Annotated in this window: 23 protein-coding genes; 12 read left to right on the forward strand and 11 right to left on the reverse strand. The window is 70.6% G+C overall.

All coding sequences use genetic code 11. From position 1 onward, the window contains the following. Positions 1-85: 85 nt before the first annotated feature. The 4 genes from IEY70_RS00880 to IEY70_RS00895 all read left to right on the forward strand — a co-directional run bounded on the left by IEY70_RS00880 (position 86) and on the right by IEY70_RS00895 (position 5,998). Positions 86-892 (forward strand): shikimate dehydrogenase family protein, encoded by an 807-nt coding sequence (locus tag IEY70_RS00880; RefSeq protein ID WP_189063272.1) that lies wholly within the window; start codon positions 86-88, stop codon positions 890-892. Further along, the gene (locus IEY70_RS00885) at positions 892-4,197 is read left to right on the forward strand and encodes a PAS domain S-box protein (RefSeq protein ID WP_189063084.1); all 3,306 of its coding nucleotides are present in this window, start codon (positions 892-894) and stop codon (positions 4,195-4,197) included. Before IEY70_RS00880 ends, IEY70_RS00885 begins: the two co-directional genes overlap by 1 nt. Before the next feature lie 107 nt (positions 4,198-4,304). Next, positions 4,305-5,471 (forward strand): sensor histidine kinase, encoded by a 1,167-nt coding sequence (locus IEY70_RS00890; RefSeq protein WP_229777549.1) that lies wholly within the window; start codon positions 4,305-4,307, stop codon positions 5,469-5,471. 128 nt (positions 5,472-5,599) lie between these two features. After that, the gene (locus tag IEY70_RS00895; protein ID WP_189063085.1) at positions 5,600-5,998 is read left to right on the forward strand and encodes an OsmC family protein; all 399 of its coding nucleotides are present in this window, start codon (positions 5,600-5,602) and stop codon (positions 5,996-5,998) included. Positions 5,999-6,213: 215 nt separating this feature from the next. On the opposite strand, the gene IEY70_RS00900 is transcribed toward IEY70_RS00895, so the two are convergent. The 5 genes from IEY70_RS00900 to deoC all read right to left on the reverse strand — a co-directional run bounded on the left by IEY70_RS00900 (position 6,214) and on the right by deoC (position 11,056). Next, positions 6,214-8,280, reverse strand: coding sequence for a penicillin-binding transpeptidase domain-containing protein (locus tag IEY70_RS00900; protein WP_229777527.1), 2,067 nt, complete (start codon positions 8,278-8,280; stop codon positions 6,214-6,216). Next, positions 8,277-8,816: a Rod shape-determining protein MreD gene (locus IEY70_RS00905; RefSeq protein WP_189063086.1), complete on the reverse strand. Its 540-nt coding sequence runs from the start codon at positions 8,814-8,816 to the stop codon at positions 8,277-8,279. Before IEY70_RS00905 ends, IEY70_RS00900 begins: the two co-directional genes overlap by 4 nt. 133 nt (positions 8,817-8,949) lie before the next feature. After that, positions 8,950-9,732 (reverse strand): rod shape-determining protein MreC, encoded by a 783-nt coding sequence (locus IEY70_RS00910; RefSeq protein WP_189063087.1) that lies wholly within the window; start codon positions 9,730-9,732, stop codon positions 8,950-8,952. Further along, a complete protein-coding gene (locus tag IEY70_RS00915) occupies positions 9,729-10,394 on the reverse strand; it encodes a Maf family nucleotide pyrophosphatase (protein WP_189063088.1) in 666 nt (221 codons plus the stop codon). The genes IEY70_RS00910 and IEY70_RS00915 overlap by 4 nt, the downstream gene beginning before the upstream one ends. After that, positions 10,394-11,056, reverse strand: coding sequence for a deoxyribose-phosphate aldolase (deoC, locus tag IEY70_RS00920; protein WP_189063089.1), 663 nt, complete (start codon positions 11,054-11,056; stop codon positions 10,394-10,396). The genes IEY70_RS00915 and deoC overlap by 1 nt, the downstream gene beginning before the upstream one ends. A 126-nt stretch (positions 11,057-11,182) precedes the next feature. Between deoC and prxQ the strand changes: the two genes are divergently transcribed. Both prxQ and rpiA read left to right on the forward strand, forming a co-directional pair. Beyond that, on the forward strand, positions 11,183-11,677 hold the full coding sequence (prxQ, locus tag IEY70_RS00925) for a thioredoxin-dependent peroxiredoxin PrxQ (RefSeq protein ID WP_189063090.1): 495 nt from the start codon (positions 11,183-11,185) through the stop codon (positions 11,675-11,677). Next, the gene (gene rpiA, locus IEY70_RS00930; RefSeq protein ID WP_189063091.1) at positions 11,674-12,363 is read left to right on the forward strand and encodes a ribose 5-phosphate isomerase A; all 690 of its coding nucleotides are present in this window, start codon (positions 11,674-11,676) and stop codon (positions 12,361-12,363) included. The genes prxQ and rpiA overlap by 4 nt, the downstream gene beginning before the upstream one ends. 101 nt (positions 12,364-12,464) lie before the next feature. On the opposite strand, the gene IEY70_RS00935 is transcribed toward rpiA, so the two are convergent. Beyond that, positions 12,465-14,525 (reverse strand): thioredoxin domain-containing protein, encoded by a 2,061-nt coding sequence (locus IEY70_RS00935; protein WP_189063092.1) that lies wholly within the window; start codon positions 14,523-14,525, stop codon positions 12,465-12,467. A 109-nt stretch (positions 14,526-14,634) separates the two neighbouring features. Between IEY70_RS00935 and IEY70_RS00940 the strand changes: the two genes are divergently transcribed. After that, positions 14,635-15,546, forward strand: a complete 912-nt coding sequence (locus tag IEY70_RS00940; RefSeq protein WP_189063093.1) for a transglutaminase-like domain-containing protein — start codon at positions 14,635-14,637, stop codon at positions 15,544-15,546. Positions 15,547-15,733: 187 nt separating this feature from the next. Continuing rightward, positions 15,734-17,575, forward strand: coding sequence for an arginine--tRNA ligase (locus IEY70_RS00945; protein ID WP_189063094.1), 1,842 nt, complete (start codon positions 15,734-15,736; stop codon positions 17,573-17,575). Between the two features lie 239 nt (positions 17,576-17,814). Here the strand turns inward: IEY70_RS00945 and IEY70_RS00950 are convergent, their stop codons facing one another. Further along, positions 17,815-18,342: a hypothetical protein gene (locus tag IEY70_RS00950; RefSeq protein ID WP_189063095.1), complete on the reverse strand. Its 528-nt coding sequence runs from the start codon at positions 18,340-18,342 to the stop codon at positions 17,815-17,817. Positions 18,343-18,452: 110 nt separating this feature from the next. Then, positions 18,453-20,066 carry a GMC family oxidoreductase gene (locus IEY70_RS00955; RefSeq protein ID WP_189063096.1) on the reverse strand — a complete coding sequence of 538 codons (1,614 nt, stop codon included), beginning with the start codon at positions 20,064-20,066 and terminating at the stop codon, positions 18,453-18,455. A gap of 61 nt (positions 20,067-20,127) precedes the next feature. Between IEY70_RS00955 and argJ the strand changes: the two genes are divergently transcribed. The 4 genes from argJ (at position 20,128) to IEY70_RS00975 (ending at position 23,944) form a co-directional block, all read left to right on the forward strand. Beyond that, entirely contained in the window at positions 20,128-21,285 is a 1,158-nt protein-coding gene (gene argJ, locus IEY70_RS00960; protein ID WP_189063097.1) for a bifunctional glutamate N-acetyltransferase/amino-acid acetyltransferase ArgJ, read from the forward strand. A 67-nt stretch (positions 21,286-21,352) separates the two neighbouring features. Then, positions 21,353-22,114, forward strand: coding sequence for a hypothetical protein (locus IEY70_RS00965; RefSeq protein WP_189063098.1), 762 nt, complete (start codon positions 21,353-21,355; stop codon positions 22,112-22,114). A gap of 215 nt (positions 22,115-22,329) precedes the next feature. Continuing rightward, positions 22,330-23,082 carry a TspO-related membrane protein gene (locus tag IEY70_RS00970; RefSeq protein WP_189063099.1) on the forward strand — a complete coding sequence of 251 codons (753 nt, stop codon included), beginning with the start codon at positions 22,330-22,332 and terminating at the stop codon, positions 23,080-23,082. Between the two features lie 109 nt (positions 23,083-23,191). Further along, a complete protein-coding gene (locus IEY70_RS00975) occupies positions 23,192-23,944 on the forward strand; it encodes a shikimate dehydrogenase (RefSeq protein ID WP_189063100.1) in 753 nt (250 codons plus the stop codon). A gap of 43 nt (positions 23,945-23,987) precedes the next feature. On the opposite strand, the gene holA is transcribed toward IEY70_RS00975, so the two are convergent. The 3 genes from holA to IEY70_RS00990 all read right to left on the reverse strand — a co-directional run bounded on the left by holA (position 23,988) and on the right by IEY70_RS00990 (position 26,920). Beyond that, positions 23,988-24,890, reverse strand: a complete 903-nt coding sequence (gene holA / locus IEY70_RS00980; RefSeq protein ID WP_189063101.1) for a DNA polymerase III subunit delta — start codon at positions 24,888-24,890, stop codon at positions 23,988-23,990. Beyond that, entirely contained in the window at positions 24,887-25,759 is an 873-nt protein-coding gene (locus IEY70_RS00985; protein WP_229777528.1) for a serine/threonine-protein kinase, read from the reverse strand. Before IEY70_RS00985 ends, holA begins: the two co-directional genes overlap by 4 nt. A gap of 198 nt (positions 25,760-25,957) precedes the next feature. After that, a complete protein-coding gene (locus tag IEY70_RS00990; RefSeq protein ID WP_189063102.1) occupies positions 25,958-26,920 on the reverse strand; it encodes an alpha/beta hydrolase family protein in 963 nt (320 codons plus the stop codon). Positions 26,921-26,943: the final 23 nt, after the last annotated feature.

Here is a 26,943-nt window from a genome sequence, read left to right on the forward strand (position 1 = left end):
TGACCGCGTGAGTCTGCCGGACGGAACCCCTGCCTTTCACGCCTTCCTGTACGCCGACCCGGCCGCGCATTCCCTGTCGCCCCGCATGCACCGAGCAGCGTTCGCCCACGCGGGCCTGAACGGCACGTACGACGCCCTGCGGGTCGCTCCGGCCGACCTGCCGGGCGCCGTCGAGGCCCTGCGGCGGCCCGGCGTGCTGGGCGCGAACCTGAGCCTGCCTCACAAGGAGGCCGCCCTGCCGCTGCTCGACAGCCTGAGCAGCGCGGCGCGGGCGGTCGGAGCTGTGAACACCATCGTTCACCGGGACGGCCAGTTGCACGGCGACAACACCGACTCGCCGGGCCTGCGTGACGCCCTGTACGACGCCGGGTACATCTGGGAAGAGGGTGCCGAGGTGATCGTGCTGGGTGCCGGCGGGGCCGCCCGCGCCGCCGTACACGCCCTGAACTGCGGCCAGCAGAACGTGACGGTCGTGAACCGTACCCTGGAACGCGCGCAGGCCATCGCCGCCGACTGGCACGCCCCGGACGCCCACTTTCAGGTGACGGCCCTGCCCGCCCACGCGGCCCCGTGGGAGTCGGCGGCGCTCGTCGTGAACGCCAGCAGCGCCGGACTGAACGACCCGGACCAGACGCCGCTGGACGCCACGTTCCTGACCCGCCTGCCCGCCCGGACACTGGTGTACGACATGGTGTACAAACCCGCCGAGACCCGCCTGATGCGCGAGGCCCGCGCCGCCGGACTGAACGCCGAGAACGGCCTGGGCATGCTGGCCCACCAGGCCCGGCTGGCCTTCCGAGCCTGGACCGGCGCGGACGTGCCCGTCAGCGTGTTCCTGAACGCCCTGACCGATCTGACCGACCCCGGACCGGCCCCGGCGGGCAGCGCGTGATGCGCCGCACCCTCGGCCAGCGGGCCCCGGTCATGGTGCTGATCCTGATCGCGGGCCTCACGCTGGCCGCCGCGCTGGTCGTGAACGCCTTCGTGCGCGACCAGCAGCGCAGCCGCTTCGAGCGGGAGGCCGCCGTGTACACCCAGGCCCTCCAGGACCGGCTGTCGGTGTACGAGCGGCTGCTGAACACCATGCGCGCCTCGTGGCAGGCACAGGGACCCGCGCAGGACGAGGCGTCGTTCTCACGCTTCGTGGAGGGCATCGACCTGGCCAGCCGCTACCCCGGCGTGCAGGCCGTCGGGTACGGGCAGGCCGTCCTGGCGGCCGACACCGCCGCGCTGGAGCAGGAGCGGCGCCGCGCGGGCAGCCCGGACTTCCGGGTCACGCAGGGCAGCGACCCGCACCCGGAACGCATCGTGATCTCCCTGATCGCCCCGCCCAGCCCCGAGAACCTCGCCGCGCTGGGCTTCGACATGAACAGCGAACGCCTGCGCCACCAGGGATTCCTGGCGGCCCGCGCCCGCGAACTCGCCCAGGCGACCGACCTGCTGGACCTCGCGCAACTCGACCCGTCCGGACGGCCCCTGCGCGGCTTCCTGGTCATGCTGCCGTACCGCAGCGACCCGCGCAACCCCGCCCCGGACGGCTACCTGTACCTCGCCGTGCGCGCCGACACCTTCCTGCAGGACCTCTCGCCCCTGCAGAGCGGCGCGACCCTGCGCACCCAGGCCCTGCTGGACGGCCAGTCACTGCAACTCGAACCGCCCAGCCTGACGGGGCTGCCGTTCCGGTACACCTCGACCCTCAGCATCGCCGGGCAGCAGTGGACCCTGAACCACGGCGCGGACGCCGACTTCGGCCGCGACTTCGCCTCGACCATCCCGCTGCTGATCGTGCTGGTCGGCCTGGGCACCGCCGGCGTGGCCTTCCTGCTGGTCAAGGCGCAGGTGGACGCCCGCACCCGAGCCGAGAACCTGAACGTGTCGCTCGCGCAGGCCCGCACCCGCCAGGAACAGGCCCGCGCGGAATTCGAGGCGATCTTCCAGTCCATGCAGGACGCCGCCGCCTTCACCGACGAGGGCGGCCGCATCCGCATGGTCAACCGCGCCCTGACCGAACAGTTCCGCGCCGGGCCGGACAGCCTGAACGGCCAGCTGCTGGGCGTCATTCACCGCGACCGCCGACTCGACAACCGCTCCACCTTCCAGGCGCTGACCACCACCTTCGAACGCCTGGACGGCAGCAGCTTCCAGGGCGAAACGCAGCGCGGCGAGGTCCGCAGCCCCGACGGCGCGCTGCTGGGCCTGCTCGAAACCATCCGCGACGTGACCGACCGCGTGCAGGCCGAACGCGCCCTGCTGGCCGGCGAACGCCGCTCACGCGGGATCCTGGACGCCATCCCGCACATGATCCGCGTGAGCCGCACAGACGGACAGGTGACCTTCACGAACGGTCAGTTCAGCGCCCAGCTCGGCCCTCAGGGCCTGCACGCCCAGCTGGACGCCGCCGGACGCGCCGCGTACAGCCAGATGCTGCGCGAGGCCGAGGAAAGCGGCGACGGCGCGCAGTGCGAGGTGCAACTGCACCTGCCGGGCGGGCCGCGCTGGGCCGTGCTGAAACTCGTGCCCATCCGGGACGAACACGGCCAGATCAGCGAGTGGGTGACCAGCGCCACCGACATTCACGACCGCGTGACCGCCGAACGCCTCGCGCAGCGCAACGAGCAACGCTACCGGGGCGTGATCGAGGGCATGCCGCAGATCGTGTGGCTGACCGATCCCATCGGCACGCCCGTGTACTTCAACCGCCGCTGGAACGAGTTCGTGGGAACCGCCCGCAGCGGCTCGGGCTTCCTGGGCCTGCTGCACCCGGAAGACCGCGCCGACTACTCCCGCCGCTGGGCAGACGCGCTGCGCTCCGCGCGGCCCTTCGAGGCCGAACACCGCCTGCTGCGCCAGGACGGCCAGTACCGCACCTTCGTCACGCGCGGCCTGCCGGTCCGTGACACCACCGGCCGCATCATCGAGTGGGTGGGCACCAGCACCGACGTGGACGACTCCGTGTACGCCGAGAACGCCGCGCGCCTGCTGGCCGACGTGACCGAACAGCTCAACGCCCGCAGCGTGAACGCCGCCCCGCTGCGCCACGACCGGTACCGCGCCGCGCTGGGCCGCCTGTCCAGCCGCTTCGCGGACAGCGCCGCCCTCTGGAGCGTCCACCCGACCACGCTGCTGGCCACCTCCAGCCCATCGGCCACCTGGCACGCCGCCGCCTTCCAGGTGGTGGCCGGGCAGGCCATCGAACGCATTCTGGACACCGAGGACCCGGTCTTCATCGACGCGGACCCCGCCCTGCACCGCGTGAACGCCACGGGCGCGCTGTTCTACCCGCTGATCGGCCGTGACGGCACGCTCGTGGGCGTGCTGGGCCTGCTGTACCGGCAGGCGCTCACCAACCGCGACCAGGACCTCGCGCAGGACCTCGCGCAGCGCTTCACGTCCGCCCTGAGCAACGACCTGCTACAGGAACGCGTGAACGCCGCGCAGGCCGACCTGCACCAGCTCAACCAGTCCCTGGAGGACCGCGTGCAGCGCCGCACCCTGGAACTCGAGGCCGCCAACCGCGAACTCGAAGCGTTCAGTTACAGCGTCAGCCACGACCTGCGCACGCCACTGCGGCACATCGTGGGCTTCGGGGACCTGCTGCACAAGGAGACCGGCGAGGCACTCAGCCCCAAGGGCCAGCGCTACCTGAAGGTCATCATGGACTCGGCCGGACGCATGAGCCAGCTGATCGACGACCTGCTGTCGTTCTCCCGCATGGGCCGCCAGGAACTGCGCCGCGTGCCCGTGAACCTGCGCGCCCTGATCGGCTCCGCCTGGGCAGGACTGGAACCCGACCGGGCCGGGCGGAACGTGACCCTGCACCTGCCGGACGACCTGCCGGGCGTCAGCGCCGACCAGAACCTGCTGGAACTGGTGTTCACGAACCTGCTGAGCAACGCCGTGAAGTACTCGCGCGGCCGCGAGGAGGCCCACGTGTGGATCAGCGCCGGGCAGACCCCGGACGCCGTGACCGTCACCGTCCGCGACAACGGCGTCGGGTTCGACCCGCGATACGTGGATAAACTGTTCGGTGTGTTCCAGCGTCTCCACCGCGCCGATGAGTTCGAAGGCATCGGCATAGGCCTCGCCAACGTGCGAAGAATCATCAACCGTCACGGCGGACAGGTCAGCGCCGACGCCGTTCCAGGCGAGGGCGCGACCTTCACCGTCACGCTCCCCACACACCCGGAGGACGCGTGAACCCCACCGACCAGACCGACCCCCACACCACCCCCGCCACCCTGACCCCAGCCGCGCCAGTCACCCACTTCGACCCCGGCCAGGGCGTACCGGAACGCGGCGAACCACTGCGCATCCTGCACCTCGAGGACAGCGAACTGGACCACGAACTGGTCACCATGCACATCGACACCGACCTGCCCTGGCCGGTCGAGATCACCCGCGTGGAAGACGAGGACGGCTTCCTCGGCGCCCTGAGCACCGAGCCACCCCACCTGATCCTCAGTGACTTCGCGCTGCCCAGCTACGACGGCCTCAGCGCCTACCGCGCCGCGCACACCCGCCTGCCCAAGGTGCCGTTCATCATCGTGACCGGCGCCATGGGCGAGGAAACCGCCGTGGACACCCTGCGCGAGGGCGTCACCGACTACATCCTCAAGCAACGCCTGGAACGGCTGGCGCCCAGCATCCGCCGCGCCATCGCCGAGGTCGAGAGCCGCATCCGCCGCGAACGCGCCGAACACGAGATCCGCCAGCTGAACGCCTCCCTCCAGGCCCGCCTCGAGGAAGTCGAGCGGCTCCGCAACACCGCCGAACGCCAGAGCCAGCGCCTGGAAATCCAGGCCAAGCAACTCGAGGAGGCCCTGAACCTCCAGAAGACCTTCCTGGCCGAAACCAGCCACGAACTCCGCACCCCCCTGACCGCCCTGCACGGCTACCTGCGCCGCGCCGAACGCGAGGCCGGCGGCAGCCAGACCCTGCTCGACGCGCAGCGCGTCGCGGAGAACATGACCCGCCTCGTGAACGACCTGCTGCAACTCTCACGCGGGGAACTCGTGCAGAGCATCGAGATGCACTTCATGAACCTCGGGCAACTGCTGCGGCAGGTGGGCCGCGACTACGGCGTGAACGCCCCGGACGGCGTGTACGAGATCGTCGGCGACCCCGGCCGGCTGAACCAGGTGTTCATCAACCTCGTCACGAACGCCATCCGCGTGACCGGCAGCCCCGACAAGGTCTCGCTGGAGATCGTGCCCCGCCCCGGCGAACTGGAAGTCCGCGTGGTCGACCACGGCCCCGGCGTGCCGGACGCCGTGAAACCCCGCATCTTCGACAAGTTCTACCGCGGCAAGGAAGCCGGTTCCGCCGGACTGGGCCTGACCATCGCGCAGCAGGTCGTGACCGCGCACGGCGGCACCATCGACGTGGTCGACACGCCCGGCGGCGGCGCGACCTTCCGCGTGCGCCTGCCGCTGCCCGAAGAGGACGACGGCCTGGACGAACCCACCCCCTGACCCGACCCCGCCAGGGCGCCAGGACCGACAGACCCACGCTGGGGCCAGCTGAACAGACCCGCCCGGACAGGACGGGCAGGATGGACAGAGCGACAATCCGCCCGCCGGGCGCGCGGTACGCTGCGCGCATGAAAAAGACCCTGAATGTCACGTGGCTCGGAGAACAACGCTACCTGGGCGTCAGCGAGAGCGGCCACCAACTGCTGATCGACAACAGCCCCACCAAGGTCGGCGTGTCCCCCATGGAAGCCCTGCTGGGCGCCCTGGCCACCTGCACCGCCTACGACGTGGTCGAGATCATGAAAAAACGCCGCACGCCCCTGGCCTCCTACCGCATCGAGGTCGAGGGCGAACGGGCCGACACCGACCCGAAACGCTACACGCACATCACCGTGCGCCACATCGCCAGCGGTGAAGGCGTGACCCCCGAAGCCCTCAGCAAGGCCGCGCACCTGAGCCACGAGAAGTACTGCTCGGTCGCCGCCACCCTGAACAGCGAGATCGTGGTCGAAACCCAGGTCGAGTAATGACGGACTCCGATTGAATGGGCTACAAAGGCCATTCAATCGGAGTCCGTATAACCCGCACCCGGCCACCGACCGGACACAACACAGGGGAGGGAGGCGCGTGACCGGCCTCCCTCCCCTGTGTTGTCCCGCGCGACCGGGCGCCAGGGCTGCCGGGCCGTTCGGGTTTGCCGGGCCGTTCGGGTTTGCCGGGCCGTTCGGGTTTGCCGGGCCGTTCAGGGTTGCTGGGTCGTTCCGGCCTTCTTCGCGGCGTTCTCGGCGCGCTGCGCCCTGATCCGGTACACGTCGTGCATCTGGCTCAGTTCGCCCGTGCAGGGCTGCTGGGCGCTCAGGGGCAGGGCGCTGCCCTGGTCGTTCAGGGTGACGCACCAGCGCGCGGCGAACATCTTCTTCACGGCCTTCAGGGCAGGTCCCGAGCCTTCGCCGCCGTTCTGGAAGAACGCCACGACCGCGAAGTTCGGACTGGACAGCGGCCCGTACCCCTCGTACCACGCGTGCGTGTACGCGTACCCGCCCCGGCGGCTCAGGCCGTTCTCGGCCGTTCCGGTCTTCCCGCCGGTCCGCACCGGGAACAGTTCCGGGCCGACCTCGTGGCGGGACGTGCCGGTGGGGATGCTGGTCGTCCAGGTCATGCCTTCCTTGACCAGGTCGAAGGCTGCGGTGTTCCCGTTGCGGACCACGTTCACGGCCGGTTTGCGCGGCACCGGCGTGCCGTCCACGGCCTTCATGACCGTCAACGGACGTTTCTGGCCGCCGTTCACGATGGTGGACATGACCGACACCACCTGCGCCGGTGTGACCAGCACGTCCCCCTGCCCGATACTCATGTTCAGGCCGAAGCCCGGATACCACGGCGCGGCGGGACTGGTGTAATCGTCGGCGTCCAGCAGCAGGCCGGTCTTCTCGCCGACCAGTTCCACGCCAGTCTCGCCGTTGTACCCCAGTTCCGTCAGGCGGGACTTGAGTTGCCGTGAGTAGTCTTCGGGACCGGCACGCGCCGCCGAATCGTAGTACCACGGGTTGCACGAGAACGCGATGGCCTTGCGGCCGTCCACCGGCCCCAGCCCGTACCCCGCCCAGTTACGGAACGCGGCCCGCCCGAAGTAGTACGTGGGCGCGCAGTTCATGGTGAAGTTCCCCCACTTCTCCACGTACATCAGGGTCGTGGCGATCTTGAACACGCTGCCCGGGTTGTACGCCTGCACCACGCGGTTGGTGGTCACGGCGTCCAGTTCTGCCAGCGGGCGGTTCGGGTCGATCGCCCAGTTCTTCGCTGCCGGGTCCGGGCTGGGCACGCGCGAGAACCAGTTCGGGTCGTACGCCGGACTGCTGGCCATCGCCAGGACCTCGTTCGTGCGCGGGTCGATGGCGATCACCGCGCCGCGCGTGTACGGCTCGGCGGGTTTGCCGTACTTGGCGCGGCCCTTGTTCACGTCGGCCAGCCCGGTCCGCAGGGCGTCCTCGGCGGCGCGTTGCAGGGTCGAGTCTATGGTCAGGGCCACGTCCTTGCCCTTCTGGCCGGGGTCGATGACCCGCTCGGTCTGCGGTTTGCCGCCCGCCGTGACCTCGCGGCGCCGCAACCCGTTCTTGCCCTGCAGGGTCTTCTGGAGGCTGTACTCCAGTCCGCTGCGGCCCACCAGGTCACCCAGCGTGTACCCGTCCTCCTCGACCTGCTTCTGACTGGCTTCCTGCACGTACCCCAGCAGGTGCCCGGCCATCTTGCCTTCCGGGTACACCCGCTCGACCCGTTCACGCAGTTCCAGGCTGGGGACCAGCACCGTGTACTCGTACAGCGCCGACAGTTTCTCCTGGGGGATGTTGCGTGCCAGGACCGTCTCGGCCTCGCGTTGACGGTCCGGTTCGCGCGGCTGCCCGTCACTGAGCGCCTCGGGCTTGATGCCCGCCAGGTACACGATCTTGTCCCACGACGGAATGGCCTGCTCCGGATCGCCCGGGTCGCGGCGGCCCGTGTACACCAGGTCCACCGCCAGCCGGTTCGTGGCGAGCAGCACCCCGTCGCGCGTGCGGATCTCGCCGCGCAGCGCGGGAATGACCTCGTCACGCTGGTAGTTGCTGGCCGAACGGACCGCGAACTGGTCGTGCTGCACGATCTGAAGCTGGTACAGCCGCCCGCCCAGGCCCAGCAGGCCCAGGCTGAACGTGAACGCCGCCCACTTGACCCGCGCGGCCCCCTCGTGCGCGGAACGCCGCGTGCGTGACCGGGCCGCCGCGCGCCGGCGACTGCGGGCGCGGCGGTCGATGGCCTCCCCGGCGCGACTCACGCGAGTTGCTCCTCGGGACCGCTGCGGGAACCGAACGTCCAGGACAGCAGGCGGTCCCAGACCGGGAAGACCACCAGCGTCCCCACGAACAGCAGCGGCACCGTGGTGCGCAACAGGTCCACCGTGATCAGGTCGGCGCGCAGCCAGTAGTTCAGGATCAGGAACGCCAGCCACTCGCCGGTCACGGCCAGCAGCACCGTCAGCAGCGACTGGAACAGGCCGCTGTCGGCCACGTAACGCCGCACCAGCATCGCCATGAGGGCGCCGCCCGCCACGCCCGCCGCGTGCAGGCCCAGCGCGCCGCTGCCCAGCACGTCCTGGCCCAGGCCGACGCCGTACGCGGCCACCAGCGCCCACGCGGGCGGCAGCCGCCAGACCAGGGCCGCGCCGGTCAGCAGGAACAGGTCCGGCGCGGGAATCCCGGCGGCGTCCGACAGGCGCGACAGGACGCCCTGCGCGGCGATCAGCAGCGCGGCGTACACCAGCAGCTTGACCCAGCGCAGCGGCCCGCGCGGAACAGGGTAGGTGCTTCTCATACGGACTCCGATTGAATGGGCTGCAACGCCCGTTGGGTCCCAGCGGATGCGAGTGGGAGCCGGGCGGGTTCCGGACGTGGAGTTGGCAACCCGGTGCGGGGGCGGGTTGCCAGCGAAACAAACGGAATCCGTGTCACAGGCCCTCCAGCAGCGTGACGTCCTCGACCACGCCGACATCCACGCTGGGTTTCACGATCACGGTCCGGCTGATGTCGTTCGGGCCGAGCGGCATGACCTTCTCGACCGTACCCACCCGGATCCCGACCGGGAAGACCCCGCCCAGGCTGTTCGTGACCAGCACGTCCCCGACCTTGATGGGCACGCTGCGCGAGAAGTCGGCGCGCATGCGGTCCGGCGGCACGCCGCGCGCCAGTCCACGCCCGCCCTTGTTGCCCTGGAGCGTGACGCCCACGCTGCTTTCCGGGTCCACCAGCGCCACCACCGTCGAGCGGTGATCCGACACGCTGGTGATCTGCCCGACCAGTCCGGCCGGAACGGTGACCGGCATGCGCAGCCGCACGCCGTCCAGCGCCCCGATGTTCAGGTCCAGCCGCGCCAGCAGCGGGCTGGGATCGACAGCGATCACCTGCGCGATGCCCAGCGCGTTCGGAGCCTGCGTGGTCGTGATGTTCATGACCTGCCGCAGGCGCGCGACCTCACGTTGCAGCAGTTCGTTCTGCTGGCGCAGCACGTCGTTCTGCCTGCCCAGCGTGCCGACCTCGCGCGACAGGTCCCGTTCGTCGACCAGCGTCACGTACGCCCGGCGGATGTTGTCGGCCACCACGACCGACGCCCGCGTGATGGGCGCCGTGCCGCTCCGCAGGGCCGACGGCGCCACCACCTGAAAGCGGGTGGTGACCATGCTGAGAAACAGCAGGCCCAGCGTGACCAGCAGCAGTCGGCGGCCCTCGCTCACGCCCCGGCGCTCTCCGGGGTGACGCTGTCCGGGGTGGGGTGCGGCGCGGCGCTGTCCAGGCTGCCCCAGACCGGCACGCCGCAACCGCGCAGCAACCGGATCACGACCGACAGCGGAAAGCCCACCACGTTCGAGTACTCGCCGTCCAGCCGCTCGACCAGCGCCATGCCCAGGCCCTGAATGCCGTACCCGCCCGCCTTGTCCAGGCCCTCGCCCGTCGCGGCGTAATGCGCGATTTCCGCGTCGTTCAGGGCGCGGAAGGTCACGCGGGTGCGGGCCACCTCGACCGATTCGGCCGCGCCACGCAGGGCCGCCACGCCCGTGTACACGTCATGCGTGCGGCCCGACAGCTGGCGCAGGAACGCCTCGTTCTCGGCGGCCGTGGCGGGCTTGGCCAGCAGGTCCGCGCCCACCGCCACCACCGTGTCCGCCGCGAGCACCACGGCGTCCGGGTGCGCACGCGCCACCGAACGGCCCTTGAGCAGCGCGAGTTCCGCCGCCAGCGCGCGCGGGTCCGTCTGGGTGCTGTCCTCGTCCTCGCCGCTGACGATCACCTCGAAGGTCACGCCCAGGCCGCCCAGCAGCTCCCGCCGCCGGGGACTGCCGGACGCCAGCACCACCCTCGGCGCGGTGAGGTCCGCGCCGCCTGAAACGCCCGGCATTAGTACCCCTCGCCGCTCTGCTCGCCTGCCACGAGCGCCACGCCGCCCGACGTGCCCAGGCGCGTGGCCCCGGCCTCGATCATGTCCAGGGCGTCCTGGGCGCTGCGCACGCCGCCCGCCGCCTTGATCTGCGCGCGGCCCGCGATGACCTGCGCCATCAGGCGAACGTCATCCAGGGTCGCGCCGCCCGTGCCGAAGCCCGTGCTGGTCTTCACGAAGTCCGCGCCGCCCAGCACGGCCGCCTCGGTCGCGCCGCGCTTCTGATCCTCGTTCAGGTAACAGGTCTCGATGATCACCTTCAGCACCGAGTCCGGAATGGCGCGGCGCACCGCGCGCACGTCGGCCTGCACGGCGTCCCAGTCGTTCGCCAGGGCGGCCCCGATATGAATCACCATGTCCACCTCGTCCGCACCCGCCTCGACGCTCAGGCGGGCCTCCACGGCCTTCTGGTCCGGGCTGACGGCCCCCAGCGGGAAGCCGCACACGGTCGCGACCTTCACGCCGCTGCCTTCCAGTTCGGCCTTCGCCAGCGGGATGAACACCGGGTTGATGCACACGGCGTAGAACGAATGCTCACGGGCCTCGGCACACAGTTTCTGAATATCGCCAGCGGTGGCGGTGGGTTTAAGCAGGGTATGGTCAATGTACGGCGCAAGCTTCACCCCCCCAGCATACGCAGTGAACGCTAAGAAGATTGAACCCGCAGATTGAATCCGCAGATTGGACCTGCGCCGCACCCGCCGCCGCCCGGCCCACGCGCAGCTTGCTGGCGTTACCCTGTGAAGGCCATGACCGAATCCATCACCCCGCCGCAGGTCGGCCAGCCGTTCCCCGCCTTCACCCTGCCCGACGCCCAGGGCCGCGCCCACTCCCTGAGCGACTACGCCGGGCAGTACGTCGTGCTGTACGTGTACCCCAAGGACGACACGCCCGGCTGCACCAAGGAAGCCTGCGATTTCCGCGACAACGCCACCCTGAAAGCGCACGGGGCCGCCATCCTGGGCGTCAGCGCCGACGACGCCGGTAGCCACGCCAGTTTCGCCGAGAAGTACTCGCTGCCCTTCCCGCTCCTGAGCGACGACGGCGCCGTCTTCCTGCGCTCCGTCGGGTCGTACGGCACCAAGAACATGTACGGCAAGGTCACCGAGGGCATCAAACGCCAGACGTTCCTGATCGCCCCGGACGGCACCCTGGTCAAATCCTGGCTGGCCGTGAAGGTCGATGGGCACGCCGACCACGTGGCCGCCGCCATCGAGAAACACCGCGCCCAGGAGAACGCGTGACCACCGACCTGGAAGGTCTGAAAAAGGAGGCCGCCATCCGCGCCGTCGCCCTGGTCGGCAGCGGTATGCGCGTGGGCCTGGGCACCGGCAGCACCGCCAAGTACGCCATCGAGGAAATCGGCCGCCGACTGGCCGCCGGTGAACTGAGCGGCATCACCGGCGTCGCCACCAGCGAGGCCAGTGACGCCCTGGCCCGGCAGGTCGGTATTCCCGTCGAGGCGCTCGACCCGCGCCCGCTGGACATCGCCATTGACGGCGCCGACGAGATCGACCCGGCCCTGAACCTGATCAAGGGCCTGGGCGGCGCGCTGCTACGCGAGAAACTCACCGAGGTGCAGGCCCGGCAACTCGTGATCATCGCCGACCACACCAAACTCGTAACCCGCATCGGCGAGAAATCCCCGCTGCCCATCGAGATCGCCCGCTTCGGCTTCCTGAACACCATCGAACGCCTGCGCGCCGTGCTGAGCGCGGGCCGCCTGCGCCAGAACGGCGCGCAACCCTACGTCACCGACAACGGCAACCTGATCTTCGACGCGCAGATCCCCGAAGGGCACGACATCCACGCACTGGAACGGCAGCTGAAAGGCACCCTCGGCGTCATCGACACCGGCCTGTTCCTGGGCATGGCGCAGGTGGCGTTCGTCGCCGCGCCCGACGGCGTGCAGGAACTCCGCCCGCAGTAACGCAGGAGGGAGGCCCCGGACTTCAGTTGTCGGGGCCTCCCTCCCTGTCATGCGTTCCTGCCGCGAACAGGGGAGAGCCGCGCCTCCCCCAGCTCCCCGGATCAGCCCAGGCGGGCCAGTTGCGCGTCGAACGCGGCCGCGTCCCGGGTGGGCAGGTCGCAGGTTCGGTTCACGCACACGAAGCCCAGGCCGCCGCCGGGGCGGGCCTCCAGTACGGGCAGGTCGCTTCCGGCCTCCGTGAAGGCCAGCGCCGTGAACGGCAGCGCGTGCCGGGCCGCGACCACCTCCAGCGGCGCGCGTTCCCCGGGTGTGCCGATGATGGCGACCTCGGTGTGCGGGGCGTGCAGGAACGCGGCGGCCTGCCACAGCCCCCCGAAGCCGCTGGTGGCGGCCAGCATGTCGCCCCGGAAGCTCTGCACGGTACGCCGGGCCGTGTCCTCAGCGCCGGGCAGCGCGAAGTAGCGGTCCATCCACAGGGCCAGCAGCGCCCCGGCGGCGTTGTCGCTGATCACGGCGCTGTCGAAGCCCTGCGCCTGCCGGGTCAGCAGCGCCTCGGCCTGTCCGCCAGACGCCATGAACACGCCCGCCCCGTCGTTCCAGAAGTCCCGCTGCGTGACCTGCCACAGCTCGCGCGCCCAGTGCAGGTCGGCAGGGTCGCCGCCCGCCTGGAACAGCGCGACCAGTCCCAGCGCGTACAGCGCGTGGTCTTCCATCAGGCCCTCCACCCGCGCCTGGGCGCCGCTCCAGGTGTGGCGCAGCGTGCCGTCCGGCTGGCGCAGGTGCGTGCGCACGAAGTCGGCGTTGCGGCGCGCGACCTCCAGGTACGCGGGTTCGCGCAGGATGCGCGCCGCGTCCGCGAAGGCCGCCAGCGCCAGCCCGTTCCAGGAGGTCAGCACCTTGTCGTCCGTGCCGGGCTGCGTCCGGGCCTGCCGCACTGCCAGCAGCCGTGCCTTCAGGCCGTCCACGCGGGCCTGCACGTCCGCTTCCGGCTGGCCCAGCCCGGCCGCAAGGTCCGGCACGGGCACGGCCACGAACGGCACGGAGCGCCGCCCGTACGCGCGCTGGTGCGGGTCCTCGAAGTTTCCGGGGTCCGTGATGCCCAGATGCCGCGCGATCAGCGCCGCGTCCTCCTCGTGGCCCGGCCCACCGGCCGCCAGCGCGGCCTGCACCTCGGCGGGCGTCCAGGTGAATGTCAGGCCCTCCACGCCGCCGTGCTCGGTGTGCGTGTCGGCGTCCTGCGCGCTGTAGAACCCGCCCTGCGGGTCGAGCATCTCGCGGCGCAGGTACTCCAGCGCGCCGCGCGCCGCCTGCGCGAACGCCCCGTCACCGCTGACCTGATAGGCGCGCAGCAGCGTCCGCGTGAGCTGCGCGTTGTCGTACAGCATCTTCTCGAAGTGCGGCACCCGCCACGCGTCATCCACGCTGTAGCGGTGAAAGCCGCCGCCCAGCTGGTCGTGCAGGCCGCCCGAGAGCATGCGCCGCAGCGTGTGCAGCGCCATCAGCCGCCCGTCCGGGCGGGTCAGCAGGAAATCCAGCGTGGTCGGCGCGGGGAATTTCGGCGCGCCGCCGAAGCCCCCCCGGTCCGCGTCGAACGCGCGGCGCAGGTTCTCCACGCCCCGCTCCAGCAACTCCGGCCCGAACGCCCCGTCGGACGGGCGGGGACGGGCGGCCTCGCGCACGTGCTCGGTCAGCGCCTGCGCGTTCCCCAGCAGCTTGTCGCGTTCCTCACGCCACGCGCGCTCCACGCTGCCCATCACCCGCATGAAACTCGGCAGGCCGTGCCCGTCCTGCGGCGGGAAGTACGTCCCGGCGTAGAACGGTTCGCCCGACGCGGTCAGGAACACCGTCATGGGCCAGCCGCCCTGCCCGGTCATGGCCTGCGTGGCCGCCATGTACACCGCGTCCACGTCCGGGCGTTCCTCACGGTCCACCTTCACGTTCACGAAGTGCCGGTTCATGAACGCCGCCGTCGCCTCGTCCTCGAAACTCTCGTGCGCCATCACGTGACACCAGTGGCAGGTCGAGTACCCCACGGACAGCAGCACCGGCACGCCGCGCCGCGCCGCCTCCGCGAACGCCTCCTGGCCCCACGGCCACCAGTCCACCGGGTTACCGGCGTGCTGCGCGAGGTACGGACTGCTTTCCTGGGCCAGTCGGTTCATACGCCCCACCCTAGAGCATGGGCCCCCGCTCACCCACCGGGCAACATGAACTTCCGCCCGTCTGGCGTTCACACCCACACGCGCCCGCGCAGGCCCCACACTGGAGCGCATGTCCGAGCCCACACGCGCGACCCCCCCGGAATCACAGCCTGAGTTCCTGAACCCCGTCCGGATTCGCGCGGGCTTCCGCCTGACCTTCGACGTGCCGTTCCCCACGCCCATGCTATTCGTCGTGCAGCCCGCCGACCGCCTGCACCCCACCGGCACCCGCCAGCGCATCGTGCAGCAGCAGGCACTGGGCGCGGCGCAGGGCATCCACACCTTCACGGACCAGCACGGCAACACCATCTGGCGCGCCCTGGCCCCCGCCGGGACGTTCACGCTGGGGCACGACCTGATCGCCGAGATCACCCGCAACCCCGACCCCATCCTGCCCGACCTCCCGAAAACCCCGGTGGAAGCCCTGCCGGACGAGACCATCGCGTACCTGCTGCCCAGCCGCTACGTGGACAGCGACCTGATCAGCAACGACGCCTGGACCCGCTTCGGGAACATTCAGGGCGGCTGGGCGACCGTGCAGGCCATCAGCGACTTCCTGTACGCCAGTTGCCGGTACGGGGCGGGCAGCACCAGCAGCACCACCGCCAGCCAGGCGCTCGACAGTGGCCGCGCCGTGTGTCGGGACTTCGCGCACATGGGCGTCGCGTACTGCCGCGCCCTGAACATCCCCGCCCGGTACGTCTGCGGGTACCTGCCGGACATCGACATCAAGCCCGACCCGGTCCCCATGGACTTCCACGCGTGGTTCGAGGCGTTCATCGACGGGCAGTGGCGCACCTTCGACGCCCGCCACAACCGCCCCCGCGCCGGGCGCATCATCATCGCGCAGGGCCGGGACGCCTCGGACGTGGCCTTCACCACCACCTTCGGGAACGCCCGCCTGACCACCATGACCGTCTGGGCCGACGAGGCCCCGGACGGCATGACCCTGAACGACCCACCCAACCCGCGCGTGTTCTGATAAGGCCTCCGATTGAATGGGCTGCAAAGCCCGCTGGGTCCGAGCGAAGCGAGTGGGAGCGGAGCGGGTTCCGGGCGTGGAGTTGACCACCCGGTGATGTTCCGGGTTGTCAACGAAACAGACGGCAGTCCGTATGACACGGGGCAGGAGCCCGCACGGGGTCCGCCCGCTGGTAAACTCCCAGGTTATGGACCTCAAGGCTCAACTCAAACAGGCGGTCGAGACGGCCGCCGCTGCCCTCGGCGCGCCGCTCGACGTGGCGATTCAGGAAACCCCGGCCACTAAACCCGGCGATTACGGCACGCCCGCCGCGTTCCAGATCGCCAAGGCGATTGGCGGCAACCCCGCGCAGGTCGCGCAGCAGCTCGCGCAGACGGTCGTGCTGCCGCAGGGCATCAGCCGGGTGGAGGCCGCCGGGCCGTTCCTGAACTTCTTCGTGGACGTGGCCGCGTTCGTGCGTGGCGTGGTCGAACGTCCCTTCGAGATGCCCGCCCTGGGCGGCAAGGTCGTGATCGAGCACACCAGCGTCAACCCGAACAAGGAACTGCACGTGGGGCACCTGCGCAACGTGGTGCTGGGCGACTCCATGGCCCGCATCTTCCGCGCGGCCGGGCACACGGTCGAGGTGCAGAACTACATCGACGACACCGGCCGTCAGGCGGCCGAGAGCCTGTTCGCCGCCGCGCACTACGGCCTGACCTGGGACGGCACCCAGAAGTACGACCACTGGATGGGCGAAGGCTACGTGCGCCTGAACGCCGACCCCGCCAAGGCCGAACTGGAAAGCGGCATCACGGCGATCATGCACCGCCTGGAAGCCGGTGAACTGCGCGGCGAGGTCGAGAAGATCGTGCACGCGCACCTCCAGACCTGCTTCCGCCTGGGCGCCCGCTACGACCTGCTGGCCTGGGAGTCCGACGTGGTCGGCAGCGGCTTCCTCGGGCACGGCCTGAACATCCTGGAAGGCAGCCCGTACACCAGCCACCCCACCGAGGGCAAGTTCGCCGGGGCGTTCGTGATGGACGTCTCCGCGTTCATGCCGAACCTGGAGGAATCGAACGTCGTGCTGCGCCGCAGCGACGGCACCGCCATGTACGTCGCCAAGGACGTCGGCTACCAGTTCTGGAAGTTCGGGCTGTTCGAGGGCATGAAATTCAAGCCGTTCACCACCGACCCCGAAGGCAACACCATCTGGACCAGCGCCCCCGACGGCCAGCCCGACACCGAAGGCCGTTTCGGGCACGCGCAGGAAGTCATCAACGTGATCGACTCCCGCCAGGAACACCCGCAGAAGATCGTCAAGGCGTCCCTGGGCGTGGCGGGCGAGACCGAGAAGGAAGCCCGCAGCATTCACCTGTCGTACGCCTTCGTGACCCTCGAAGGGCAGACCATCAGCGGCCGCAAGGGCGTGACGGTCAGCGCCGACGCCGCCATGGACGAGGCAATTGAAAGGGCTGCGGTAATGTTTGTTTTGAAAGAAGCTGCTACAGATAGGCCTGTCTTATCGGTGGAGGAGTCAAATGAGGTTGCAAGGCGAATTGGCATTGGCGCACTTCGTTTCGCCATGCTGAAGGCCGAACCCACCCGCAAGATCGACTTCCGCTGGGAGCAGGCCCTCGCCCTGAACGGCGACACCGCCCCCTACGTGCAGTACGCCGCCGTCCGCGCCGCGAACATCCTGCGCAAGGGTGCCGAGGCCGGGTACGCCACCGACGGCACCGGCGCCGCCTGGGACGCCCTGCCCGATATCGACCTCGCGCTCGCCAAGACGGTCGCGAAACTCCCGGAAGTCGTCGCGCAGAGTGTGCGCGCGCACTCCCCGCACGTCGTCGCGCAGTACGCGCTGGACCTCGCCACCGCCTTCAACGCCTGGTACAACGCCAAAGACAAGCAGGGCAAACCCGCCACGAACGTCCTGGCCAGCCCCGAGGGCCTGCGTGAAGCCCGCCTCGCCCTGGTGGCCCGCCTGCGCGTGGCCTTCGAGGAGACGCTGGCCCTGATCGGCATCGAGATTCCCGCCGCGATGTGAGACAGACTCCGATTGAATGGCTTGCAAAAGCCGTTCAATCCGAGCGGATGCGAGTAGGAGAGAAGCGGGTTCCGGGCGTGGAGTTGGCAGATCGGCGGTGTTCCGATCTGTCAACGAAACAGACGGAATCCGTATGAGCGGACTCGGGTGGATGGTGTTCAAGGACCATTCCACCCGACACAGTTGAGATGGGCGGCCCCGTGCAGAACCGGGGCCGCCCATCTGCTGTCAGGCCTGCGTCAGTTCACGCGGACGCTGTTGGCGAGGTTGCGCACGACAGCCTCGTTGCGGCTGTAGTCCTTGACGTTCCCGGCGATGGTCATGACCAGCATGCGGCCGCCGACGCTGGTGACCATCAGTTCGCGGCGCAGTTCGTCGCCCTGGCTGGGGGTGGTGAACACGAACTGCGCCCACGGGGAGCCGCCGAGCGTGACGAGGTTCGCCTTGAGGCTCTTGACGTTCGGTACCTGCGCGCGGATCACGCCGGGGAACTGCTCGACGAGTTTGGAGACCTCGTTCGCGGCGAGTTTGCTGGCGCGCCACTCGAAGGCGACACTGACCTTGCGGTCCTCGGTCATGAACACGGCGTCGGGGCGGCCGGCGGCGCTGGGGAAGGCGCTGCGGATGCCGGCGGCGCTGAGGGTCAGCAGTTTCGCGTTGGGTTCGACGGTCACGGGGACGTTGCCGAGCTTCACGGGCACGGCGGCTGCGGCGCCAGTCAGGATCAGGCCGGCGGCGAGCGTCAGGGTCAGGGAGCGGGGCTTCATGTCGTTGTTACCCTACGCGGTCCCCCGCCGGACCTCATGAACTGAACATGAGGATCGTGCGGGGACCGTCACCTGCCCGTCAGCCGGGGCGCGGCGGCGACCGGGAACGGTCATGCCTGTTGCAGCCCGCGCAGCACGAACCCGGCGGCGCGGCCGCCGATCATCATGCTCGTGGAGTTGGTGTTCGCGTGAATGATGCGCGGCATGACGCTCGCGTCCCCGACCCACAGGCCCCGCGTGCCGTGCACGGCCAGCGTCCGGCTGACCACCGCCCCGTCACCGTCGCCCAGCGCGGCCGTCCCGACCGGGTGGTACAGCGTGGCGCACTCCTGCTGCACGTGGCGGCGCAGGCCAGCGTCGGTGCGTACGCCCTCGCCGGGCAGGACCTCGGCGCCGCGCAGGCCCGACAGGGGAGAGGCGGCCGCCACCTCGCGCGCCTGCCGCACCCCGGCGATCAGGCTCTGCATGTCCCGCTCGTCCGACAGGTACGCCGGGTCGATGACCGGCGCGGCCTGCGGATCGGCGGACGCCAGCGTGATCCGCCCGCGACTGTGCGTGTCGACCAGCACCGGCCCGACCGAGAAGTGATTGCCGGGTTCGGTCGTGTCCCCGTGATTCCGGAAGTACGCCGGGCCGAAATGAAACTGGATGTCCGGGTCGTCCGTGCGCGGGTCCAGGCCGGGCCGGGCGTGCGAGAACGCACTCGCCTCGGCCACGTTGCTGCTCAGGGGGCCGCTGCGGTTCCAGAGGTAACGGGCGAGCGCCTCGGCCTGCGGCACGCGGTCCAGCGACGTCAGGCGCGAGCGTGTGATGACCGGTACCGCCAGGTGATCCTGAAGGCCGCCGCCCACGCCGGGCAGGTTCACGTGCGTCTCGATGCCGTGCCGGTCCAGTTCGGTGCGTGGCCCGACGCCCGAGAGCATCAGCAGGTGTGGAGTCTGCACCGCGCCCGCCGCAAGCAGGACCGCGCCCGCCGGGGCGTCCAGCGTGCGCCCCTGATGCCGCAGCCGCACGCCCACCGCGCGCCGCGTGGTCCCGCTGCCCGACCACAACACGCGCAGGACGTGCGCGCCGGTCAGGACCGTCAGGTTCGGGTGGTTCAGCACCGGCTTCAGGAACGCCCGGAACGCGCTGTAACGCTCGCCGCGCAGGTGGTTGCTTTCCAGCAGCGCCGCGCCCTCCAGCACCCCGTCATTGAAGGAACCGACCAGCGGCACGCCCAGCCCCAGCGCCGCCGAGCGCACGAACGCCTCGCTCAGCGCGTGCGACCCGGCCCGCGCGCCCGCCGGCATCGGGCCGTCCGTGCCGCGCGCCGCCGACAGCTCACCCCGGAACGACTCCTGCGCCCGGAACTCCGGCAGCACGTCCTCCCAGGTCCAGCCCTCGCCCCAGCTGTCGAAATCCCGCCTGGAACCGCGAATCCAGATGGTCGCGTTGATGGCGCTGCTGCCGCCCAGCACCTTCCCGCGCGGCCAGTAGAACGCCCGCCCGCCCGCATGCTCCTGCGGGGTGGTCGTCAGGTTCCAGTCCACGGCGCTGCGGAACAGTTTCGGGAACGCGCCGGGCGCGCGGATCAGCGGGTTGGTGTCCGGCCCGCCCGCCTCCAGCAGCAGCACCCGCGCCCCCGCGTCCAGCAGCCGCCTCGCCGCGACGCACCCGCCCGACCCGGCACCAACGATCACGACATCCGCGCCCCCGCGCGACTCCAGAGGATTCAGCTTCATTTGCACCGAGTATAGACCCGACCCCGACCTGCGCGGCCCGCCGCCCGCTACACTCCCCTGCATGAGTGGCCTGACGTTCCCCACCGGCTTCACCGCCGCCGCCATGGCGGCCGGTATCAAACCCAGCGGCAAGACCGACCTGAGCGGCGTGACCAGCCGCACCGACTGCACCTGGGCCTTCGCGGGCACGCGCAGCACCACCGCCGCCGCCTGCGTCACCCGAAACCGCGAGCTGTACGCGCACGGAGCCCCCATCCGCGCGCTGCTGGTCAATGCCGGGAACGCGAACGCCGCCACCGGACGGCGCGGCGCGAACGACAACGCCGACATGGCCGACGCCTTCGGCAGTGTCCTGAACGTGGACCCCGGGGCCGTCCTGACCGCCAGCACCGGCATCATCGGGCACCTGCTGCCCATGGACAAGGTCCTGAGCGGCATCGAGCACCTGCCGGACGAACTCGGCAGCGCCGCCGACCCCTTCGCCGCCGCGATCATGACCACCGACACGCACCCCAAGACCGCGACCGCCACCCTCAGCAGCGGCGCGCGCATCGTCGGGACCGCCAAGGGCAGCGGCATGATCCACCCGGACATGGCCACCATGTTCGCCTTCGCCTTCACCGACGCCGCCATCGACCAGACGGCGCTGCGCGAGGCGTTCCCCGCCATCGTGAACCGCACCTTCAACGCCGTCACCGTCGACGGCGACACCAGCACCAACGACATGGCCGTCGTCCTGTGCAACGGCGAGGCCGGACCCGCCGACCTGACCGAGTTCCTGACCGCACTGGAAGGCGTCATGCGCGACCTCGCCCGCCAGATTGCCGCCGACGGTGAGGGAGCCACGAAACTCCTGACCGTGCAGGTCAGCGGCGCCCGCACCGAGGCCGAGGCCCTCGCCGCCGCCCGCACCTGCTGCGTCAGTCCCCTGCTGAAAAGCGCCGTGCACGGCAACGACCCCAACTGGGGCCGCGTGATCATGGCCGTCGGCCGCAGCGGCGCGCAGGCCGACATCGAACGCCTGACCGTCAGCGTGCAGGGCCACCCCGTCTTCGGCGGCAAACCGCTCCCGTACGACGACGCGCAGGTCAGCGCCAGCATGAAAGCCGACGAGGTCATCTTCACCATCGACCTCGGCGTCGGCGACGCCCACGGCGAAGCCTGGGGCTGCGACCTCAGCGCCGAATACGTCAGCATCAACGCCGACTACACCACCTGAACGGAAGGCGTTCACGGTTTCTTACCCGTCAAGCGGCCGTGTCTGCCGCACGGCGTAGGGTGCGGGCATGTCAGGTTCTGCTGCTCCCCTCGTTCGTGGCTCGGCGCTGGCGCGTCCGCTGGACTTCTCGTACCCGTCCAACCGGGTTGCGGCGGCCGGAAGTGCCGGGGCGGCGCTGCTGGCCCTGGCGTTCGGGCGGCCCTGGGCGCAGGCGGCAGGTGTGGGGGGCGCGGCGTTCCTGGCGTGGGCGACGGCGCGGGAACTCGACCCGGACCACCCGGTCACGGCGAATGCGGCGCTGCCAGTCGCGGCGGCCGTGGCCCTGCTGGGCGGCGCGGGCAACCCCCTGGCGGGACTGGCGGTCCTGAGCGGCCTGCGCCTGATCGCAGGCACGACCGGCGAGTCTGCCACCAGCGCCGACCACGCGGGGCTGCTGCTGCAAAGCCTGCTGGCCGGAGCGTCGGGTGAGCGGGCGGCGGCGCTGCTGGTCGGGGCAGCGCCCCTCCTCACGCCGGAGGCGCACAGCACCCTCCCGGCCGCCGGGGCGCTGATCCCCACCCTGGCCCGCCCCGCCGGGTTCTCGTGGGGGTCGGCGCTGCTGGCCGTGTCCGTCCTGCCGCTGGCCCGCACCCTGACCATGCCAGAGAAAGTCACGAGCGTCTGCGACCGCGCCGAGCGGCCCGTACGCGCCGCCGAGGTGCAACTGGCCCGCCACGCCGCCGTCCTCACCCTGGGGGCCGGACTGCTGACGCGCCGCACGCAGGGACTGGTGCCGCTGGCCGCCGCCCTCCTGACCGTCGCCGCCCGCCGCGCAGGCAGCACCCCCTGATTGTTTCGCTGACCATCCGGAACCCGCTTCTCTCCCACTCGCATCGGCTGGGACCCAGCGACCTCGTAAGTTCAATCCGGGTCCGTATGGGCGTCACCGCCGCCGCGCCCTGCGGTCCGGCCCGTGTTTACGTGCTCTTCATGCGGGGAGCGGCGTTCACGGAACCGTCAGCGTTCTGACACCTTGCCCGCCGCGTCCCCTCCTACCCTGAAGGCATGACAGGAATCGCCCGGCAGGTCACACTGGTGCTCGCCACCCTCCTGACCCTCATCATGAATTACCTCAGCAACGCGCTGCCCCTGTTCGGGAACTCGAACAAGGAGGTCAGTGACGCCCTCCCCAACGCCTTCACGCCCGCCGGACTGACGTTCGCCGTGTGGGGTCCGATCTTCCTTGGCCTGCTGGTGTTCGCCGTGTACCAGGCGCTGCCCGCCCAGCGCGGCGAGCGGTACGACCGGCTGTTCTGGCCGTTCCTGCTGGGCAACCTGCTGAACGTGTCCTGGCTGCTGGCCTTCCAGAGCCTGAACTTCGCGCTGAGCGTGCCGGTCATGCTGGCCCTGCTGGGCAGCCTCGTGTGGCTGTACCTGACCGTCCGTGACCTGCGCCCCCAGGGTGCCGAGGTCTGGACGCTGCAACTGCCGTCCAGCATCTACCTCGCGTGGATCAGTGTCGCGACCATCGCCAACATCACGGCGTTCCTGGTGAGTGCCGGGGTGACGGGCGGCGCGCTGGGCATCAGCGCTCCCGTCTGGAGTGCCCTGCTGGTCGTGATTGCCGCCGTGATCGGCGTGTTCTTCCTGACCCGCTTCCACGATTACGCCTTCGCGGCCGTGCTGCTGTGGGCCTTCTACGGCGTGTACGTCGCCCGCCCGGACGCCGCCACCGTCGTCACGGGAGTGGCTGTCGCCGCCGTGATCGTCGTCCTGGGGGCACTGCTGAGCCTGCGCGGCCGCCGACCCCTGATGTAACGCGGGCCACGGCAGGGAATACAGGTGGGGGGGTGGGGCCGGAAAGTGGCCCTGCCCCCACTGCTTTCCCGGCCACCTGTGGGCCGCGCAGCCGGTAGACTGCGGGTCAATGCCTGCGTCCGACACGCCCCTCGCCCTGATCGGCTACCCCGCCCCGGCGGCCCGCGCCCTGCGTGACCTCGGCCTGATCGCCGTGAACGTCCCCGTAGACGACCCCCGCGCCGTCATGGACGCCTGCCGCGCCCTGCACTTCACGGGCGCGCTGGTGCACGACAGTCAGCAGATTCACCTGCTGGACGCCGTCACGCCCGACACCACCGCCCGCCGCGTGGGCCGCGTGGACGCCATCTCGTTCGCGGGCGAACCGCACGGCACCTTCGCGCTCAGCGACGCCCTGACCGACACCCTGGAAGCCAGCGGGTACGCCACGCGCGGCGCCGCCGCCCTGCTGATCGGCACGGACGCCCACGACCTCGCCCTGGCCCTCCCGCTGGCCCGCCTGGGCTTCACGGACATCGGCGTGGCTGCCGAGAGCCTTCCGGAAGCCGAACGTGCCGTGCGGGAACTCCCGGCCGGACTGCGCGCCTTCGCGCTCAGCCGCCGCGACCCCACCTGTCAGGGCTTCGCGGAACGCGCCGACCTGATCGTCCTGACCGGCGGTTCCCTGCCCGCTGGCCTGATTCAGCCGTACCACACCCTGATCGACCTGACCGGCCGCATCAACGCCGAACGCAGCGGCGCCAGCCGGGTGGACCTGAGCCGCCTGCCCCTGCGCCGCCTCGCGCGGCAACTCGCGCACGCCACCGATCAGCGTTTCCACCCGAACGAACTCGAACCCGTCCTGCCGGCGCTGAGCAGCTGACAGAGGTCAGACACCGATCCACTGTCCTCAGACGCCCACCTGCTCAGACGCTCAGTTGCACGATCAGGCGTTCGAGGGCCACTCCGGGGTCCAGGCCGCGTTTCATGGCGAGGTCGGCGGCCAGGATGCGTTCCAGGTGCGTGCGGATCCTGGCTTCGTTCAGGCGGCGGGCGACTTCCAGGGCTTTCTTGGCGGGGTAGGGTTTCACGCCGAGTTTCTGCGCGGCGACGGCGTCGGTCACGCGGCCTTCCTGCTGTTGCAGTCCGACGCAGCGGGCCACGAGGCTGTACTGCCAGACGACGGCGCCCATCATCTTGAAGGGGTCCTCGCCGGAGGCCAGCAGGCGGCGCAGTTGCGTGACGGCCTCGCCGGGGCGGCCGGCGGTGGCGGCGCCCAGCATGGCGAAACTGTCGCCCGGCGGTTCGCGGCCCACGACGCGTTGTACGGTCTCGCGGGTGAACGGGCCGTCCAGCAGCGCGAGTTTGTTCAGTTCTCCGGCAATGCCTGCGAGGTCCGCGCCGAACACCTCGGCGAGGTAGGCGCTGGCGTCCCGGTCGAGGTTCAGCTTCTGTTTCTTGCAGCGTTGCACGACCCAGCCGGTCACGTCGCCGGGTCGGCTGGGGGCGGGGGAGGGCACGATCTCGCCGCGCGCCTCGTACACCTTGACGCGCGTGGCGGGCGGACTTTCATCCAGGATGGCGACCGTGACGGCGGCCGAGGCCAGCAGTTCCAGCAGGGCCTTGTCGGGTTTCACGCCCGCAAAGTCCACGATCACGCCGCCGTCCCCGAACAGGCCGGGGCTCAGGTGCGGGCTCAGGGTGTCGGGCGTCACGTCGTCCCCGGCCAGCCGGGGCAGGTCGCGGGCGTTCAGGCCGCGTGCGCGCAGGGTGTCACGCAGGGTCTCGTCGGCCAGGAAGTGGTTACCGGTGAACGCGATCAGGCTCACGCGGGGGTGTCCGTGGCGGGAGCGGCAGCGGCGTCCGGTGTGGGCAGCGGCAGCGGCGGCAGGTTCAGTTCCAGTCGCGCCGAGGTCAGGTGATGTTGCATCTCGGCGGCACTCAGCGGGCGCTGGGCGCGGTCACGGGACAGCGCCGAACGCATCAGCGGGTGCAGGGGCTCCGGGCCGGGCAGTTCCGCGCGGCGGTCACGGATGCCTGCCAGCCAGCCCAGCGCGTCCTCGTACGGGGGGTGTCCGGCCAGGCAGTCGAACAGCAGCACGCCCACCGAGTACAGGTCGCTGCGCGGGTCGCCGCGCACCCCCAGGAACTGCTCGGGGGCCATGAAGTGCGGGGTGCCCATGCGGGTGCCGCTGTGAATGTCCAGCGGCAGTGCCCGCGAGTGGCTCATGCCGAAGTCGATCAGGCGCACGTTGTTCCAGCGGGGCTGACCGCCCAGCAGCATCACGTTCTCGGGTTTCAGGTCGTGGTGCGTGACGCCCTGCGCGTGCAGGTACGTCACGGCGCACAGCACGCCGCTGGCGACCTCGGTGGCCTGCTGTTCGTCCAGCGGGCCGCGTTCCAGGCGTTCGCGTAGCGTGCCGCCCTCCACGAACGGGAAGATCAGTTGCGTGGGCGTGATCGCCAGCGGCGACACGATCAGCGGGTGGCGCAGGCTGGCGGCCACGCGGCCCTCATGCTGAAAGCGGGCCAGCGAGTCCGGGTCGTCGGCTGCCAGGGTCTTCACGAACACCGGCTGCCCGCACCACTCGGCGGATTCGCTGTACACGCCGGGCTGCTCGGCCAGCGGGGCGCGGTTGCTCAGGGGTTGGGTGGTCTGGAATTCCTGCATGAAGCTCACTGGCGTTAAGTCTTTCACATTCACCTGCCGGTATGGCGCCGCGTCACACAGTTGCCCGGCCCGGCGCGGCCCGCACGGCTCCGGGCGTCCTGCCAGGTGGGCGGCGTATCAGAAGGAGTCATACGGAATCCGATTGAATGGGCTGCAAAGCCGGTTCGATCCGAGCAAAGCGAGTGGGAACAGACGGAATCCGTATCCGTGTCGGCGGAGTATGGCTCAGGGTCGTTCGGCCGTCTCGCCCGGCCCGGCACCTCGCAGCGGCAGCGTGGCCAGCCGGTCGAAGAAGTTCACCAGCCGCTGCGCCACGGCGGGCGAGAAGCGGTTCCCGCCCAGGTGCGGGCCGCTCAGCGGAATGAACTCGCTGACACCCTGCTGCGCGTGCCCCAGCAGCCGGTCGGTGTTCAGGCTGGCCTTCACGGTCGTGTCGTCCAGGCTGTTCACGATGAACAGGGGCATGGGCGGCGCGGCCAGCACCTTCACCATGGGGTTCAGGTCAGGGATGGGCCGCGCGTCCGGTCGGTAAGCCGTGTTGATCTCGCTCCGGCGCACCAGGTCCGACCCCCAGGCGCGGTCCAGGTCCACCCACGCGTCGATCAGGGCCACGCCCGACACCTGGTACGGCGAGCCGGGCAGGGCGCTGCGCAGCGCCATCAGGCCGCCCATGCTCAGGCCCAGCGCGTACGTGCGGCCGTTCCAGTGGAAGCGGCGCGTGGCGGTCGCGTGCGCCACGCCCACGGTACTCAGGGCGCTGGGGCTGCCCCACGTGACCGGCCCGCCGTCACTGGACAGCAGTACCGCGTAGTTCGCGCGGAGCAGTGCCTCTATGAGCGTGCCGACCTGCGGACTGTCCCGCAACCGCTCGGCCGTCTGCGCGCGCGGATGGGACACCACCACGAGCGGGCACGCGCGTTCCGGGCAGCCCGCCGGGGCCTGCAGATACGAGGGCCGCGCGCCGCCCAGCGACACCCACTCGCCGGGCCGCACCCACGCGCCGGGCATGGTTTCGGTGGCCGTGCGGGGCGGCGTGGCCGGGATGGGCGGGCGGTTCGGGGCGGGTGGCAGGGTGCCCAGCACCTGCGTGGCGGCGCGCGGCGCGGTCTGAGGTGCGGCGGCGGCCGCGGACGCGACCGGGGTCAGGCCGAACGAAAGCAGAGACAGGAACAGAGCGGAGACCTTCACAGAGCGTGACTGTAGCGCGTCCG

Origin of the sequence: Deinococcus seoulensis (assembly GCF_014648115.1) — a bacterium.
Lineage (GTDB): Bacteria > Deinococcota > Deinococci > Deinococcales > Deinococcaceae > Deinococcus > Deinococcus seoulensis.

Bases quoted from the DNA above. Each gene is read 5' to 3' on its own strand.
- IEY70_RS00880 (WP_189063272.1), top strand. From the start codon at position 86: ATGCACCGAGCAGCGTTCGCCCACGCGGGCCTGAACGGCACGTACGAC.
- IEY70_RS00885 (WP_189063084.1), top strand. From the start codon at position 892: ATGCGCCGCACCCTCGGCCAGCGGGCCCCGGTCATGGTGCTGATCCTG.
- IEY70_RS00895 (WP_189063085.1), top strand. From the start codon at position 5,600: ATGAAAAAGACCCTGAATGTCACGTGGCTCGGAGAACAACGCTACCTG.
- IEY70_RS00905 (WP_189063086.1), bottom strand. From the start codon at position 8,816: ATGAGAAGCACCTACCCTGTTCCGCGCGGGCCGCTGCGCTGGGTCAAG.
- IEY70_RS00915 (WP_189063088.1), bottom strand. From the start codon at position 10,394: ATGCCGGGCGTTTCAGGCGGCGCGGACCTCACCGCGCCGAGGGTGGTG.
- prxQ (WP_189063090.1), top strand. From the start codon at position 11,183: ATGACCGAATCCATCACCCCGCCGCAGGTCGGCCAGCCGTTCCCCGCC.
- IEY70_RS00935 (WP_189063092.1), bottom strand. From the start codon at position 14,525: ATGAACCGACTGGCCCAGGAAAGCAGTCCGTACCTCGCGCAGCACGCC.
- IEY70_RS00940 (WP_189063093.1), top strand. From the start codon at position 14,635: ATGTCCGAGCCCACACGCGCGACCCCCCCGGAATCACAGCCTGAGTTC.
- IEY70_RS00945 (WP_189063094.1), top strand. From the start codon at position 15,734: ATGGACCTCAAGGCTCAACTCAAACAGGCGGTCGAGACGGCCGCCGCT.
- IEY70_RS00950 (WP_189063095.1), bottom strand. From the start codon at position 18,342: ATGAAGCCCCGCTCCCTGACCCTGACGCTCGCCGCCGGCCTGATCCTG.
- IEY70_RS00955 (WP_189063096.1), bottom strand. From the start codon at position 20,066: ATGAAGCTGAATCCTCTGGAGTCGCGCGGGGGCGCGGATGTCGTGATC.
- argJ (WP_189063097.1), top strand. From the start codon at position 20,128: ATGAGTGGCCTGACGTTCCCCACCGGCTTCACCGCCGCCGCCATGGCG.
- IEY70_RS00965 (WP_189063098.1), top strand. From the start codon at position 21,353: ATGTCAGGTTCTGCTGCTCCCCTCGTTCGTGGCTCGGCGCTGGCGCGT.
- IEY70_RS00970 (WP_189063099.1), top strand. From the start codon at position 22,330: ATGACAGGAATCGCCCGGCAGGTCACACTGGTGCTCGCCACCCTCCTG.
- IEY70_RS00975 (WP_189063100.1), top strand. From the start codon at position 23,192: ATGCCTGCGTCCGACACGCCCCTCGCCCTGATCGGCTACCCCGCCCCG.